At 51.8% G+C, this 16,568-nt stretch carries 13 protein-coding genes; 5 read left to right on the top strand and 8 right to left on the bottom strand.

Going from position 1 to position 16,568, the window contains the following annotated elements; translation table 11 throughout:
• Window positions 1-358 precede the first annotated feature (358 nt).
• Window positions 359-4,306: a trifunctional transcriptional regulator/proline dehydrogenase/L-glutamate gamma-semialdehyde dehydrogenase gene (putA, locus tag QRY16_RS00065; RefSeq protein ID WP_289775207.1), complete on the top strand. Its 3,948-nt coding sequence runs from the start codon at window positions 359-361 to the stop codon at window positions 4,304-4,306.
• 215 nt (window positions 4,307-4,521) lie between these two features.
• Here the strand turns inward: putA and QRY16_RS00060 are convergent, their stop codons facing one another.
• The 8 genes from QRY16_RS00060 to QRY16_RS00025 all read right to left on the bottom strand — a co-directional run bounded on the left by QRY16_RS00060 (window position 4,522) and on the right by QRY16_RS00025 (window position 12,110).
• Window positions 4,522-5,607: an acyltransferase family protein gene (locus tag QRY16_RS00060; protein WP_289775206.1), complete on the bottom strand. Its 1,086-nt coding sequence runs from the start codon at window positions 5,605-5,607 to the stop codon at window positions 4,522-4,524.
• Between the two features lie 697 nt (window positions 5,608-6,304).
• Window positions 6,305-7,039, bottom strand: coding sequence for an L-cystine ABC transporter ATP-binding protein TcyN (gene tcyN / locus QRY16_RS00055; protein WP_289775205.1), 735 nt, complete (start codon window positions 7,037-7,039; stop codon window positions 6,305-6,307).
• Window positions 7,036-7,704 carry a cystine ABC transporter permease gene (gene tcyL / locus QRY16_RS00050; RefSeq protein WP_193405320.1) on the bottom strand — a complete coding sequence of 223 codons (669 nt, stop codon included), beginning with the start codon at window positions 7,702-7,704 and terminating at the stop codon, window positions 7,036-7,038. The genes tcyN and tcyL overlap by 4 nt, the downstream gene beginning before the upstream one ends.
• Complete coding sequence (gene tcyJ, locus QRY16_RS00045; protein WP_289775204.1) at window positions 7,704-8,504, bottom strand: cystine ABC transporter substrate-binding protein; 801 nt, start codon at window positions 8,502-8,504, stop codon at window positions 7,704-7,706. Before tcyJ ends, tcyL begins: the two co-directional genes overlap by 1 nt.
• 94 nt (window positions 8,505-8,598) lie before the next feature.
• Window positions 8,599-9,585: a D-cysteine desulfhydrase gene (locus QRY16_RS00040; RefSeq protein WP_289775203.1), complete on the bottom strand. Its 987-nt coding sequence runs from the start codon at window positions 9,583-9,585 to the stop codon at window positions 8,599-8,601.
• Between the two features lie 138 nt (window positions 9,586-9,723).
• Window positions 9,724-10,227 carry a flagella biosynthesis regulatory protein FliZ gene (fliZ, locus tag QRY16_RS00035; RefSeq protein WP_289775202.1) on the bottom strand — a complete coding sequence of 168 codons (504 nt, stop codon included), beginning with the start codon at window positions 10,225-10,227 and terminating at the stop codon, window positions 9,724-9,726.
• Window positions 10,228-10,277: 50 nt separating this feature from the next.
• Window positions 10,278-11,000, bottom strand: coding sequence for an RNA polymerase sigma factor FliA (locus QRY16_RS00030; RefSeq protein ID WP_289775201.1), 723 nt, complete (start codon window positions 10,998-11,000; stop codon window positions 10,278-10,280).
• 141 nt (window positions 11,001-11,141) lie between these two features.
• Window positions 11,142-12,110 carry an HNH endonuclease signature motif containing protein gene (locus QRY16_RS00025; RefSeq protein ID WP_289775200.1) on the bottom strand — a complete coding sequence of 323 codons (969 nt, stop codon included), beginning with the start codon at window positions 12,108-12,110 and terminating at the stop codon, window positions 11,142-11,144.
• Between the two features lie 542 nt (window positions 12,111-12,652).
• On the opposite strand from QRY16_RS00025, the gene fliD reads away from it, so the two are divergent.
• From fliD to amyA, 4 genes are all read left to right on the top strand, one after another.
• Complete coding sequence (fliD, locus tag QRY16_RS00020) at window positions 12,653-14,077, top strand: flagellar filament capping protein FliD (protein WP_289775199.1); 1,425 nt, start codon at window positions 12,653-12,655, stop codon at window positions 14,075-14,077.
• Between the two features lie 13 nt (window positions 14,078-14,090).
• Window positions 14,091-14,501, top strand: coding sequence for a flagellar export chaperone FliS (fliS, locus tag QRY16_RS00015; RefSeq protein WP_289775198.1), 411 nt, complete (start codon window positions 14,091-14,093; stop codon window positions 14,499-14,501).
• Window positions 14,501-14,866, top strand: coding sequence for a flagella biosynthesis regulatory protein FliT (gene fliT, locus QRY16_RS00010; RefSeq protein ID WP_289775197.1), 366 nt, complete (start codon window positions 14,501-14,503; stop codon window positions 14,864-14,866). Before fliS ends, fliT begins: the two co-directional genes overlap by 1 nt.
• 102 nt (window positions 14,867-14,968) lie before the next feature.
• The gene (gene amyA, locus QRY16_RS00005) at window positions 14,969-16,459 is read left to right on the top strand and encodes an alpha-amylase (protein WP_289775196.1); all 1,491 of its coding nucleotides are present in this window, start codon (window positions 14,969-14,971) and stop codon (window positions 16,457-16,459) included.
• Window positions 16,460-16,568 lie beyond the last annotated feature (109 nt).

The raw sequence follows: 16,568 nt of genomic DNA, 5'->3' as shown, positions 1-16,568 counted from the left end.
GGGGATAGCCATTTCCCCGAAGCGCGGTATCCTGCCGGAAAGGTGTAGCGCGCACAATGGATTTAACACAGCCGTTACTATGATTTCACTAACCGTTTGCGAGAAAGACCTCAGAGGTTGCACCCGCTCACATATTTTGAGTTGCACCCAACATTATTCTCTGCGCCCTGGGCAGTAGCGGGCCTGTAACATTGGCGAGATCTTTGCAGCAAAATGCATACCGTAACGCAAAATTTAACGTTCGGGCACATCAGAATCCTGTTAACTGCCTCACAGATAACACGGTTGCACAAAGTTGCAACATAAGTGATAGTGCAGGCGATGCTATACCAGACCACTTTTAAGGAGCGCTGAAGTCATGGGTACAACCACCATGGGTGTAAAACTGGATGATGCCACTCGCGAGCGCATTAAGCTGGCGGCACAACGTATTGATCGCACGCCACACTGGCTAATCAAGCAGGCCATTTTTAATTATCTCGGCCAGCTTGAAGCGGGCAATTCGCCGACAGAAATTCCGCTGTCGACTCTGTCAGCCCCAGAAAGTGAAGACGCTGCGCCAGACGAGGCGCATCAGCCATTCCTTGACTTTGCAGAGCAGATTTTGCCGCAGTCGGTGACGCGTTCCAGCGTGACCGCTGCCTGGCGACGTCCAGAGACTGACGCGGTGCCGATGCTATTAGAACAAGCCCGTCTTCCTGCCGCGCTGGCTGAAAAAACGTACCAGCTGGCCAGTCAGCTTGCAGAAAAGCTTCGGCACCAAAAAGGTGCAACCGGACGTGCCGGAATGGTGCAGAGTCTGTTGCAGGAGTTCTCCTTATCGTCGCAGGAAGGTGTCGCATTAATGTGCCTGGCAGAAGCGTTACTGCGTATTCCTGACAAGCCAACCCGCGATGCGTTAATTCGCGACAAAATCAGCAATGGCAACTGGCAGTCGCATCTGGGTCGCAGCCCTTCCCTTTTCGTCAACGCAGCCACCTGGGGTTTACTGTTTACCGGCCGTCTGGTGTCTACCCATAACGAAGCCAATCTGTCGCGTTCACTCAACCGCATCATCGGTAAGAGCGGCGAACCGCTGATCCGTAAAGGTGTCGATATGGCCATGCGCTTAATGGGCGAACAGTTTGTTACCGGCGAAACTATCGCCGAAGCCCTGGCTAATGCACGCAAAATGGAAGAGAAAGGGTTCCGCTACTCCTACGATATGCTGGGTGAAGCTGCGCTAACGGCCAGTGATGCTAAAGCTTATCTGGTTTCCTATCAGCAGGCGATTCATGCCATTGGTAAAGCGTCGAACGGTCGCGGCATTTATGAAGGACCGGGTATCTCAATCAAGCTTTCTGCACTGCATCCTCGCTACAGCCGTGCGCAATATGAACGCGTAATGGAAGAGCTGTACCCCATTCTTAAATCTCTGACGTTACTGGCGCGTTCTTATGACATCGGTATCAATATTGATGCAGAGGAAGCCGATCGTCTGGAAATCTCCCTCGATCTGCTGGAAAAACTGTGTTTCGAGCCGGAGCTGGAAGGCTGGAACGGTATCGGCTTTGTCATTCAGGCTTATATGAAGCGTTGCCCGTTCGTTATCGACGAACTGATCGATCTGGCGCAACGCAGCCGCCGTCGTCTGATGATTCGCCTGGTGAAAGGCGCTTACTGGGACAGCGAAATCAAGCGCGCCCAGATGGAAGGCCTGGAAGGCTACCCGGTTTACACGCGTAAGGTCTATACCGACATCTCGTACCTGGCGTGCGCCCGCAAACTTTTGTCGGTGCCGAACCTGCTCTATCCACAATTTGCGACGCATAATGCGCATACGCTGGCGGCCATTTATCAGCTGGCAGGGAATAACTATTACCCCGGCCAGTATGAATTCCAGTGCCTGCATGGCATGGGCGAACCGCTGTACGAGCAGGTCGTAGGCAAAGTGGCGGAGGGGAAACTCAACCGCCCCTGCCGCATTTATGCGCCGGTGGGAACCCATGAAACGTTACTGGCGTATCTGGTGCGTCGTCTGCTGGAAAACGGGGCGAATACCTCTTTTGTTAATCGCATTGCGGATACATCGCTGCCGATTGATGAACTGGTTGCCGATCCGGTAAGCGCTGTCGAAAAAATGGGGGCGCGTGAAGGCGCAATGGGTCTGCCGCATCCGAAAATTCCGTTACCGCGCGATCTGTACGGGGCGAAGCGTGTGAACTCCGCAGGTCTGGACATGGCCAACGAACATCGTCTGGCTTCTTTATCCAGCGCCCTGCTGAGCAGCGCAGCGCATCCTTGTCTGGCGCAACCGATGATTGATGGCGAACTGATGGCCGGTGACAGCCGCGCTGTGGTGAATCCCGCTGTACCAGGCGATATTGTCGGTCAGGTACGTGAGGCCAGCGAGCAGGAAGTTTCGCTGGCGCTGGCGGCTTCCGTTAACGCTGGCCCGATCTGGTTTGCTACTCCACCCGGGGAGCGCGCCGCAATTCTGGAACGCGCCGCACAAATCATGGAAAGCCAGATGCAGCAGCTCATTGGCATTCTGGTCCGTGAAGCGGGCAAAACTTACAACAACGCCATCGCAGAAGTGCGCGAAGCGATAGATTTCCTTTACTACTATGCCGGCATGGTGCGGGATGATTTCGATAATGAAAGCCATCGCCCGTTAGGCCCGGTGGTATGCATCAGCCCATGGAACTTCCCGCTGGCGATTTTTACCGGTCAAATTGCCGCCGCTCTGGCAGCAGGCAACAGCGTACTGGCAAAACCAGCGGAGCAGACTCCGTTGATTGCCGCCCAGGCGGTGCAAATCCTGTTGGATGCAGGCGTACCTGCTGGCGTATTGCAGCTGCTGCCTGGGCAGGGTGAAACCGTTGGCGCACAGCTGACCGGCGACGAGCGCGTGCGCGGTGTGATGTTTACCGGGTCAACGGCTGTCGCCACGCTGTTGCAGCGTAATCTTTCGGGACGCCTCGATCCGCAAGGCCGACCGACTCCGCTTATTGCAGAAACCGGCGGTATCAATGCCATGATTGTTGATTCTTCTGCGCTGACAGAGCAGGTCGTCATTGACATCGTGGCCTCGGCATTTGACAGCGCCGGTCAGCGTTGTTCTGCCCTGCGTTTGCTGTGTATCCAGGCGGATGTGGCCGATCACACCATCAAAATGTTGCGTGGCGCGATGGCTGAGTGTCGTATGGGTAATCCTGAACGCTTCTCAACCGATATTGGTCCGGTGATTGATGCCGAAGCCAAAGCCAATATTGAGCGTCATATTCAGGAGATGCGCAATAAAGGCTTCAGTGTTTACCAGGCGGTGCAGGACAATCCGCAGGACAGCAAAGAGTGGGCAACCGGCACCTTTATTAAGCCAGCGCTGATTGAGCTGGATCAGGTGAGCGATCTGGACCAGGAAGTATTTGGTCCGGTTCTGCACGTGGTGCGCTTCACCCGTAACACCCTGCCGCAGCTCATTGAACAGATTAACGCTTCCGGTTATGGCTTGACGCTGGGTGTTCATACTCGCATTGATGAAACCATCGCTCAGGTTACGGCCAATGCTAAAGTCGGTAACTTGTATGTAAACCGAAATATGGTCGGTGCTGTAGTGGGTGTGCAGCCGTTTGGTGGCGAAGGCTTGTCAGGAACCGGTCCGAAAGCCGGTGGCCCGCTTTATCTCTATCGCCTGCTGTCTCACCGCCCGGATGGCGCGCTGCGCCTGACTTTTGATCGTCAGGATGCTGAACGTCCGGCAGACAATACGCTGCGCCAGACACTGCTGGCTCCTCATCAGGCATTAACCGACTGGGCGAAAGACAAACCGGCCCTGGCGGCGCTTTGTTCGCAGTATGCCGATCAGGCACAGGCCGGAACCGTGCGGTTGTTGCCTGGCCCAACAGGTGAGCGCAATACTTTCTCGCTGTTACCACGCGAGCAGGTACTGTGTCTGGCAGATAATGCTGAGGATGCCTTAATCCAGCTTGCTGGCGTGACCAGTGTGGGTAGTAAGGCGCTGTGGCAGGATGACGAGCTGCACCGCGCCTTGCTGGCAAGCCTGCCGCCGAGAGTGAAAGCACGCGTTAGTCTGGCAAAAGATCCTCTGGCAGAAGAGTTTGATGCGGTGATTCACCACGGCGATGCCGACCAGCTACGCACCCTATGCGAGCAGATCGCAGCACGTAACGGCGCGATTGTTTCAGTGCAGGGCTTTACCCGCGGCGAAACCAACCTGCTGCTGGAACGTTTACTGATTGAGCGATCGTTGAGTGTGAATACTGCGGCGGCTGGAGGGAATGCGAGTCTGATGACCATTGGATAAAGGCGAGGACAGGCTGCGAGCCGTCGGACGTTTTGCAGGCAACACAAGGAAGGTGAGTTAAGGGGGCTACGGCCCCCTTAATCTGTCTGTCGGCGAAAACGCCTTCATGCGTGACGGACAGAACTTTCGCGAAATGAGCAGTCATCACCTGGTGAATCTTCCTGCCAGCGACAAAGTACTCTCCTAATCCAGCGTTGAGCCGGCATCTGACTCCGCTATACCGTCGGACTACGACGCCGCTTTATCCCTATTAACGTTGGGAACACAAACAGCGATTTCCCCAATCCGCGATTGGTTAACGACCATACAGCCACTGAGCACAGGGAACAAAGACCCACGATGAACAATGGATAGAAACATGCCCAGATAACCGAGAACCACGCCTGTTCGAACAGATGATGTCGTTGTGCAAACAGAATTGCAGACATGCCGAAAAACTCAATAAAAATTCGATGGATAACATAAATTTGTAATGTGTTGCGCCCAATCCAGTTCATGTACGACATGTTGAAATGCTGATTAAGCCAGCGGCAGGCGGCAACGCTAAACAGCACCGCAATAATGCACATAAATAAGCTTTTATCGAGGCCAAAAATGACATGAATACCGGCCAGTGCAGCCAGTATTGCCCAGGGAATAATATTTTCACGACGCCATTCGCTGAGTCGCAACATCGCCGTACTGCAAAACGTGCCCAACAGAAAGAACAGGAAATATTGTGCAACGCTTTGTGGCCCCCAATACGGAATAATCTTCTCGACAGCAAGGTAATTAAGTATTACGGCTGCGATAATCAGAGCCATTTTATATTGTCGAAAAATCTTCGCGCATAAGAAGTAAATCGCCAGCCCGTACAAGTACCAGGACGTACTCATCGCCATAAAAGTTAATTTTAAAAATTCAAATAAAGATCCAGCATAAGCAGCATTTAAGTTTTGTGAAATACGCTGCCCGGTAATTTCGGTGGAAATGCCCACGATCGACCACCACTGAATAAACCCCCATAAAATATAGAGATAAAACAGATTTGTAATGCGGCTGGTAAAGATTTGCTTCCATGGCCGGTTTATAATGCCGTTAGTTGCTAATAGTCCCGATACAAAGAAAAAGGCTGGCATTCTTAAAGGTGAAAGAACGGTATTAAACTGCACCCATATTTCGGCAGGGATCCACCCAGCAGAGAGATATTTCAACGTCCCTTCAAACCCCGGCAGGACGGTATGATACAGGACCACCAGCAATATACAGGTGCCTTTAAGGGTATTCACCCACAATATTTCATCTGACTTGGTGTTGTTCATTCTTTTACTCCTGCTGTGTAGGTCAGAATTAAGAGGGACGGGAGAAAATGATTTTGGCTTTTCTGTTTATTCAACGATTATTCGCCATTGATAATGGCGTGAATGTAGCAAAAATCTTAAAAGTATTTAGGTGGACCTGGAATAAACAGTTATTTACATCATGATATTTTTCTTTACGAACAAGCCTCACACCACCCTTTCCACCTAAATTTAAACACTAAGCAGATCAATTAAATCTTCACTCCCTTTATTCAGCAAGTATTAAAATAAGACAAACCTAACCACTTAAAAACCAGAATAATATTGATGAAGAGAAAAGTTTTGTCAGATGCGTCAAAAGGTTTAACGCATATATAAATGATGTGCTAAGTGGAAAATAATTTCCGCTATTTTAATTTTAAAAAAACGAATAGCTGGCCCTGATTAACGTTAAGGCTGTGTTGATATTTTTCTGGTTTAATAGCCTTATGAGGCAAACGGGAATAAATAAATAGCCTAGGCCCCGGACCGCGATTAAGCATGGTTTACATCGCTAACGGCACCAGCCTATAAAACGTCACGCTACAGTTCGACATAACGCGCTTTATGCGTCTGATGTAGCTGTAACGCGCTTACGGTGGCAGTAAATATGAAGGGATTTGGCAAAGCTAATTCGCCTTCCTGCTGGAAGGCGTAACGTTTATTGAGCGAGGAATTTTTACAGAAACTGTTGGGTACGTGCCTGCTGTGGCTGGCTAAATAATTCTTTAGCTGCGCCCTGTTCAACAATCCGGCCTTGATCCATAAAGATAGCGCGATCGGCCACATCACGGGCAAAGCTCATCTCATGTGTGACAATCACCATGGTTCGCTTCTCTTCTGCCAGGGCGCGAATAGTATTCAAAACTTCGCCGACCAGCTCAGGATCGAGCGCCGACGTCGGTTCATCAAACAGAATAACTTCCGGCCGCATCGCCAGGGCACGCGCAATCGCGACACGCTGCTGTTGTCCCCCTGAAAGGCGGCGTGGGAAACTCTCTTCCCTGCCCTGTAATCCGACTTTCTCTAACAACGAACGTGCTCGTGCTATCGCTTCGGCTTTCGGTTCACCTTTGACGATCACCGGCCCTTCAATGATGTTTTCCAGCACCGAACGGTGCGGAAACAGATTGAAATTCTGGAACACAAAACCAACCTGCTGACGTAGTCGCCGCACCTCCTCTTTCTTCCTGGTCTGTGCCAGCGTAGCTTCAATAGTAATATCACCGACGGTGATACGCCCACTATCCGGCACTTCCAGCAAATTAATGCTGCGCAGCAGAGTGGTCTTGCCGGAACCACTTGGTCCGATAATCGCGACCACTTCTCCCGGCGCAACGTCAAGATCGATGCCATGTAACACCGTTTGGCCGTTGAAGCTTTTGACCAGTTTACTGACCTCAATGGCACTCATTTCGACTCCCGATCCTGACGGTTAACGTGATTTTCCAGACGGTTTTGCAGCGCTGATAACAGCGTCGCCATTACCCAATATATCAACGATGCCGCCAGATACATGGTGAACACTTCAAGGGTACGCGAGGTAATTAACTGCGCCTGACGGAACAGCTCCGGCACCTGGATAGTGGCTGCCAGCGAGGTATCTTTCACCAGACTGATGAAACTATTCCCTAATGGCGGCAATGCGGTGCGTGCGGCCTGCGGCAGAATAACGCGACGCAGCGTTTGCCAGCGCGTCATACCAATACTGGCTGCCGCTTCCCATTGACCACGTTCGATAGCCGCAATCGCTCCACGCAGCGATTCTGAAGCGTAGGCTGCCGTATTTAGCGATAAACCAATCATTGCCGACGGGATCGGATCCAGCTCAATGCCAAACTGGGGCAGACCGTAGTAAATCATAAACAGTTGTGCGATCAGCGGTGTACCCCGAAAAATCGACACATAGAAGCGCGCCAGCCAGTTGACCGGCCAGAAGTGAGACAGGCGCATCAACGCTAAAATGAAACCCAGCACCAGACCAAAGAACATCCCGCCGATACTGAGCTGTAGCGTGAACAGCGCGCCCTTTAATAAAAATGGTGCTGAATCCAGCACCAGTTGGAAGCTTTCCAGCATTATTTAGTCACATCCGCACCGAACCATTTTTCGGATAGCTTGCTCAGCGATCCGTCTTTCTGCATTTCAGCAATCGCCTGATTAATCGCGTTCAGCAAATCCTCATTGCCTTTACGCAGGGCAACGCCGGCTTCAAGACGGGAAAACGCGTTCCCCGCTACGGCCATGGTATTCCCGGTTTTTTTCACCAGATCCAGTGCGGCCAGGCGATCCACTAAGATTGCATCCAGGCGCCCTGAACGCAGATCCTGATATTTTGTGGGATCATCATCATAAGTGCGGATGTCTACGCCTTTTACGTTATTACGCAGCCATTGCTCGTAATTTGATCCCAAACCGACACCCACTTTCTTACCGGCCAAATCTTCTGGCCGGGTGATGGTGCCCGCTTTAGTTTTCATGGTCAGCGCCTGAACGCCGGAAATGGTGTAAGGCGTGGAGAAATCGTATTTCTTCTTCCGCTCATCAGAGATGGTCACCTGATTGATCACGACGTCGATACGTCTGGAATCAAGAGAAGCCAGCATACCGTCCCATTTGGTTGGTTTCAGACTGGCTTTTACGCCAAGGTGCTGCGCCAGCTGCTGTGCGAACTCCACTTCAAAGCCTGTCAGTTTTCCCCTTTCGTCCTGGAAACTGAACGGCGGATAAGTCCCTTCCAGGCCGACCAGCAGCGTGCCGCGATCTTTTATTTTATTCAGCAAGTTTTCTGCAGCAAAGGTTTTGACGTTAAAACCGGCGATCAACGCCATTGCCATAACGCCCATCGCCAGCTGGCGACCTATACGAGAGAAAGTCATATTCACCCCAATTTTTACTCTGTTTTGCGACAGCAACAGACTGTCAGCCCCAATGTGATAACTGATAGATTATAAACTGATTTTTGGCACCGCATCAGAATGAAGGGTGATAAGCAAATAACGCCGGGGCGCCACCCGTATGTATAAACAACAGCGGACCTTCACGACGGAAACGGTTTTGACTGACACCATCCAGTAACCCCGCCATCGCTTTTCCGGTATATACCGGATCGAGCAGGATGCCTTCCAGACGTGCCAGCAGCTTCACCGCTTCCATCCCTTCTTCATTCGGCTCACCGTAGCGCGGCGCGAAATAATCATCCCAAAGGGTAACCGGCGCGTTGACAGCTATTTCCAGCTTTGCCGCCAGCGACTGACGGATATGTTCTACCAGCGGTAGCTGCGCTGCTACTTTGCGGGAAACCGTGACGCCGACCAGTTCGGTTTCTGGCAGCAGATGTTCCAGCCCCAGGGCCAGCCCGGCATGGGTGCCAGCACTGCCTGAAGCGACGACCACTGCGGCGAAATCCACTACGCCTTCGCTTTGATGAACAATTTCCTGCGCGCACTCCACATAGCCTAGCGCCCCGAGTGCATTAGAGCCGCCCACGGGGATTACATAAGGACGGAAGCCTTGCAGTTCCAGCCGGGTGGCCTGTTCAGCGAGTTGTTCATTGGGATTATGCAGCGCATCCACCATGATGATTTCAGCGTCCATCAGATCGAGCAATAAGCGATTACCGTTACTGAGGTAATTCTCTGCAGTCGTGCCAATGGGATTTTCCAGCAGCGCAACGCATTTCAGGCCCAGTTTGGCTGCCACGGCGGCGGTCTGCCGAACATGATTAGACTGGATTGCGCCAGCGGTAAGCAGTACGTCTGCGCCTTCACGCAAGGCGTCGGCGGCAAGAAACTCAAGTTTACGCAGCTTATTGCCGCCCATGGCAACTGGCGTGACATCGTCACGTTTTATGAATATATCGCGACCAAGATAGTCAGAAAGACGCGGCAGATGTTCAAGCGGTGTCGGCGCGCCCAGCAACTCCAGACGCGGAAATTGATTGATCAGATGTAAAGACAAAACTGCCTCCAGGGCATGTGCTAAATATCTTTACAGTGTTGCAGAAGATGAAGAAAGGATCATCCGTAAATCTGCGAAGCGCTGCTCGTGGGCAGTTTTACGTTGCCCACGAGATAGCCGTTTTTATGCGATTCCACCTCAGTTCTGTTGCCAGCCCAAAAATTGATCGTACTTACGCAATGCAATGCGGTAATTATTATTACCCGCATCGGGCAAATCACTTTCCAGACATTCATGCCAGCTATTGCCTTGCAATCGGTCCGCAGGAAAATTTTTGGCCTTTAGCATATCGTCCAGTCGACGCAGCCGCACCACGTATTCACGGATCGTGCTGGGACTCATTTCGGTCTGCTCAAACAGGTACTGCTTAAACGCCATAATGTCGAAATAATTAGGATGGGTATTGCAAAAAATGTCGCTGCAAAAACGACATAGCGCGGTCAGTTCGGACTGAAGCTTCAGCCACAATTGTTCATCAATCATTTGGTCCATGCGAGCGATGGCCTCTTTATTGATGATCTGGCCGCGAAAAACAAGCGCCATACGATCTAACACCTTGCCACAATGTGAACAATTACTCTGGCTGTGTTTATAGTCTTTAAGATAGCGACTTAACGGTCTGGCTTTGGATTTGGCTCCCATTGCTGAGTCCCCGGTATCTTATATTTTTGGATCGCCAGGAACTGAGACTGCTAGTGCGCTCCCGTAAGCCGGGCACGCAGGCGTTTGATCGCCTGACTATGCAGTTGACTGACGCGGGATTCCCCCACTTCAAGCACCGCACCAATCTCTTTCAGGTTCAGTTCTTCCTGGTAGTACAGTGTCAGCACCATCTTTTCACGATCGGGTAACGCTTCGATCGCTTCAATGACGCGCTCACGTAGACTCCCTTCCAGCAACTGATGAAGCGGATTAGCCTCTTCATGGCCTTCCGTCACCAGCTCCGCACTGTCGCCGTGTTCTTCCCGATACTCGTCGTAGGAGAAGAGCTGGCTGTTGTTAGTATCCAGCAGGATCTGCCGGTACTCCTCCAGCGAAACGTTCAACTGTTGAGCCACTTCCTGCTCTGTAGCAGCACGCCCCAACGTCTGTTCTACCTGATGCATGGCCCCGGCTACCTCGCGTGCATGACGGCGAACGCTACGTGGCGCCCAGTCCCGGCTGCGAAGCTCATCCAGCATTGCGCCACGAATACGCTGCACGGCATAAGTCGTAAAGGCTGTGCCCTGAAGCGCATCGTAGCGTTCCACAGCATTTAACAGCCCAATACCACCTGCCTGCAGCAGATCGTCAAGTTCAACGCTGGCGGGCAGACGCACCTGCAAACGCAGCGCTTCGTGTCGCACCAGAGGAACGTAGCGCTGCCAGAGCGAATGCTTATCCATCACGCCATCAGCGGTATAGAAATCGTTCACGTTGACTACCCTGCGTTAATGAAGTTATCGGCATGATTATCCAATTCTGTAGGACTTTCGATTGGGGGAATAGGCGGGGTAAATCGAGGTTATTTCAATTTTGTTATTTCCAGGAGCGGCGGCCGCTCCTGGATGGGTTGATTAGCGCAGCGCTAGCAGCCTCTGCCGCGTACCGGGCGGCACCGCGTCCCACAGCGCACAAACTTGCCCTGCCAGCGCCTGATAAAACGGGATAAGACTTTCCTGAGCCTCTACGCCGGGATGGAAATAAATTCGCCCTGATTCACCATCAATATTAATCAATCGATTGATAAACAAACGTTGTAGATCGCTACGTAAAAAAAGCCCGTTATCAACGCTGTTATCGGCCAAAAAACCTTCTTCATTTTCACGGGTATCGATATAGCAGGCTTCCACCCACGGCCAGTTATAACGATCGGTGAGGCGCGTACCCGTTATTACACAAGCGCCATAACGGGCTTTTACCGCTGCGGTGAAGTCTGCCTGGCTGGCGCGTTGCAGCACTTTCGCTTTGACGCGCCGTCCCACTTCGGTTCCAGGTATGACTGCGGCGGGGACTTTATCCTGCGGCGTGCTGAGCACCACGATAAACTGAATGCGACGCGACTGTGGAAAACACGGGTTAGAGTGCGCATCGAATAGCTGCCAGTAGGTTTCCTCTTCATCCTGTCGCATTAAAACCAGCTTATAGCCGCGGCTGGTTAACAGATTTTGTGCAACGCCCGAGTGTGGATCGATCATCGCGTAAACCCGGCTTTCCCCCATCACCCGCCACAGATTCTCTTTTTTCTCTTTTTCGCCCCGGCGGAAATAGAGGAAAGACAATTGCTGCCTGAGATAATGCTCAAAACGACGCAGGTAGTTTTTACGATCGTTATCGTTAGAGATAAACAGCAGATCTTCCAGCGGGCTGTTGCTTTCCTCATGGGCAAATACAGCACGGATTTTCAGCGTGCGATAGCTGGTGCTTGGGCTGAGCAAGCCGCGTGCCGTTAACTCTTTCTCTTCAGGGTATTGCTGGGCATAACGCAGGGCGATCTCCTCAAAGGACAGCAGCTCACCCGGTAACAAGTCATAATTGAAGCGCATAGACACTCCAGAAGTCGGCAAAAAGAATCAAACTGGTCTCGTTCTGAAGCAAGTTATCGGCAGAGGGGGCGGGATCTGTAACAGAGAGGTTACGTTTTAGGCGGGTCTGCCTGATGCACGGTTAGTCTCATCCCGGCGGGATTGAATGTTGTCCTGGATTGAAGCCAGGTCAGAAACAGAATTGCCCCCCTTCTGAGACTGAACAGGCCGTTCACGGATATGCTGTAGATGATACGAAAAACACATGCCTTAATTTACCGGCTTTAGCGCCGTCAGGTTTGTTAGTGTCTGCCCGTAAATAATTTTCGGGATTTTTCAGCTCCCGGCAAAATTTTTTGCTTCTGCCCGTCACGCGACGGTGTTTACCGCCCGCTCCTCAACTTCTTCAGAGAAGGTTAATGCTTTTTCTAGCGTCTGAAATACCCTTCTCTCTGGGTCCTATTCGCGTTATTACCGGTGAGCAAATAAATTTAAACTTTATCCAATAAAGGCCGATAACTCTGGTGTTCAAACTCCGTGTCGACCATATAAAAGGAAATAACATGGCAAGTATCTCTACTCTGGGTATCGGTTCAGGCCTCGACTTAAGCACCATTTTGGATAGTCTGACCACTGCTGAGAAGGCGTCCCTAACGCCTATCTCTACTCAACAGTCGGCCTATACGGCTAAATTAAGTGCTTACGGTACGCTGAAAAGCGCGTTAACCACTTTTCAGACGGCAAACACCGCGCTGAATAATGCTGACCTGTTTACCGCAACCACGGCAACCAGCAGTTCGACAGCCTTTAGTGCAACCACGTCAGGCAGCACCGTGGCGGGAAAATACACCGTCAGCATTGAAAAACTGGCACAGGCACAAACGCTGACCTCTGCGGTTCAGACCAGCAAAGACACCGCGTTGGGCAGCTCGGATACCAGCCGCACCCTAACCATTAAGCTGGAAGATGGCACCAGTAAAGACATCAGCCTGACCAGCGATCAAACCTCGCTGACCGGCATGCGCGACGCAATTAACAGCGCCGGCGCAGGCGTCAGCGCCAGTATTATCAAGGTAGCCGATGGTCAATATCGTCTGTCGCTCACCGCCAGCCAAACTGGTACGGAAAATGCGGTTTCCTCCATTACCGTAACCGGCGACAGCGCGCTGCAGGACATCGTTGGCTTCGATAAAAGCAACACGGCTACGGATGCTGACAGTAAAAATCCGATGGAGATCAGCGTTGAGGCCCAGGATGCAAAACTGACCGTAAACAACGTTGAGATAACCAGCAGCAGCAATACCATTAGCGATGCGCTGGAAGGCATTACCTTAAATCTGAAAGACGTCACCAGCGGCAACCAGACGCTGACCATCGCCAGCGATACGTCAAAAGCGAAAAACGCCATTACTACATGGGTAGACGCCTATAACACCCTGCTGGATCAGTTCAATACCCTGACTAAATACACTGCCGTTGATGTGGGCGCCGACGCTCAGGATACCAGCAACGGCGCACTGCTTGGCGACAGTACCCTGCGCACCATTCAGACCCAGTTGAAGAGCATGCTGACCAACGCACAAAGCTCATCGACTTATAAAACCCTGGCGCAAATTGGTATCACCACCGACCCCTCTACGGGCTCGCTGGAAGTCGATTCCGACAAGCTGGATACCACGCTCAGCGCTGATGCTGATGGCGTGAAAGAGATGATCGTCGGCGACGGCAAAACGACGGGAATCACCACCACTATCGCGACCAACCTGACCGGCTGGCTGTCATCGACCGGTATTATCCAGGCTGCAACGGACGGCGTGAGTAAAACGCTGAACAACCTGACCGATCAGTACAACGCTACAAGTACGCGCATCGATAACCTGGTGGCGCGTTATAAAGCACAATTCACCCAGCTCGACGTATTAATGAGCTCGCTCAACAGCACCAGTAGTTACCTGACGCAGCAGTTCGAAACGTCAAGCAGCTCGTAATTAAGGAGTGACCATGTACAGTGCAACAGGCACACAAGCCTATGCAAAAATTGGCGTCGAAAGCGCCGTATTGAGTGCCAGTCAAAAGCAGCTGGTGACCATGCTGTTCGACGGCGCAATCAGCGCACTGATTCGCGCGCGTCTGTTTATGCAGGACGGCAATACCGAAGGCAAAGGCAATGCGATTTCCAAAGCGATTAACATCATTGAAGGGGGATTGAAACAGGGCCTTGATGAGAATAGCGGTTATGAACTGGCCGATAACCTTGTCGGCCTGTATAGCTATATGACTCGTCGCCTGTTGAAAGCCACCCTGCACAACGATGTTGCCGCGATTGAAGAAGTCGAAGGCCTGCTGCGCAACATTGCGGATGCCTGGAAAGAAGTTGCACAACCTCAAACTCTGATTCAGGACGCCGTTTAATGACTAATGCACCGCATCTGATTACCACTTATCAACAGTTACTCAGCCTGAGCCAGGGGATGTTGCGTCTCGCTACCAATGGCGAATGGGAAGCCTTGATTGCCACAGAAATGGATTACGTCAGCGCGGTGCAAAAGCTAGTGCAATCGACAGAAGAAGCCGCGCCTTCTGCCCAGGCACAGGAGCAGTTGCGTCCGGTGCTACGTCATATTCTGGATAACGAAAGTGAGGTGAAACGTCTGTTGCAGATGCGCATGGAAGAGCTGGCTTCACTGGTTGGCCAGTCATCACGCCAGAAATCGGTGCTTTCCGCCTATGGCAAGCAAGGAGGCATTGTCATGGTGCCACACGAGATCCAACCGTAACCTGCCGTAATCGTGTCGCACAGATATATTTTTCTGCGCGACACGCCTTTTCTCCCGCTTACTCCATACTTGGTTTTTATCATCCCTCCTGGAGTGCAGCAGATGCAAAACCCGACGTTGTTGCAATTTTTCCATTGGTATTATCCGGATGGCGGAAAACTGTGGCCGGAAGTCGCCGAAAAAGCGGCCTGGCTGAATGAAATCGGCATTACGATGGTGTGGTTGCCACCCAGCTATAAAGGCGAATCCGGCGGTTATTCGGCAGGTTACGACAGTTATGACCTGTTCGATCTGGGTGAGTTTGATCAAAAGGGCAGTGTAGCCACCAAATACGGTGATAAGCAGCAATTGTTGGCCGCGGTTGATACGCTGCGCAACCATAACATCGGGGTGTTAATGGACGTAGTGCTCAATCACAAAATGGGCGCTGATGAAAAAGAAAAAATCCGAGTCAATCGCGTTAATCCCAATAACCGTGACGAAATTGATAATGAAGCGATAGCGTGTGAAGCCTGGACGCGCTTCAGTTTTCCGCTACGCGCTGGCAAGTATTCGACCTTCGTCTGGGTTTACAAATGTTTTAGCGGCGTCGATCACATTGAGAACCCGGACGAAAACGGCGTGTTCAAAATCATCAACGATTACACCGCCGAAGGCTGGAACGATCAGGTTGATGATGAGCTGGGCAATTTCGATTATCTGATGGGCGCCAATATCGACTTTCGCAACAAGGCGGTCAGCGAAGAGTTAAAGTATTGGGCGCGCTGGATGATGGAACAGCTACCGTGCACCGGTTTCCGTCTTGATGCAGTGAAGCATATTCCGGCGTGGTTTTATAAGGCGTGGATTGAGCATATTCAGGAAGTCGCTAAACAGCCGATGTTTATCGTCGCCGAATACTGGGCGCATGAAGCCGATAAATTGCAGCAATACGTGCAGCAGGTTGAAGGCAAAACCATGCTGTTTGATGCGCCTTTGCACATGAATTTTCATCAAGCCTCACAGCAAGGCAGTGAATACGATCTCAGCCAGATCTTTGCTGATTCGCTGGTGGCTGTCGATCCATGGCATGCCGTGACCATCGTCGCGAATCACGATACCCAGCCGCTGCAATCGCTGGAAGCACCAGTTGAGCCATGGTTTAAACCGCTGGCCTACGCGCTGATTCTGCTGCGTGAGCAAGGCGTACCGACCGTGTTTTATCCCGACCTGTTTGGTGCCAGCTACGAAGATGAAGGCAGCGACGGTGAACTGCATCACATCGATATGCCGATTATCCCGGAACTGGAAGGCCTGATCCGCGCGCGCCAGCTTTATGGTTGGGGCGTCCAGACGGACTATTTTGATCATCCAAACTGCGTGGCGTTCAGCCGCAGCGGCACCGAGGATCATCCCGGTTGCGTAGTGATTATGTCGAATGGTGATGACGGTGAGAAAACCGTGGCAATGGGCGCAGGCTATGCAGGCAAGTCGTGGCGGGACTATTTAGGGCATCGCGAAGAGACGATTAGCGCCGATAAGGAAGGTAACGCGGTATTTCTCTGTTCAGGGGGGCGCGTCAGCGTTTGGGTGCTGACGGAGAGCCTGGTATAAATTTGCCGCAACAGACGTAGCGCTCGCAGGCTTTTACCGCCTGCGTTAGCGCATTAAAGCAAAAGTTAACGCGCGTTGAAGCTCACTCAATGCGCGTTATCTCATTAGC

The organism is Mixta mediterraneensis (assembly GCF_030283135.1).
GTDB classification, from domain to species: Bacteria; Pseudomonadota; Gammaproteobacteria; order Enterobacterales; family Enterobacteriaceae; genus Pantoea; species Pantoea mediterraneensis.
This window is presented reverse-complemented; position numbering and strand designations above follow the sequence as displayed.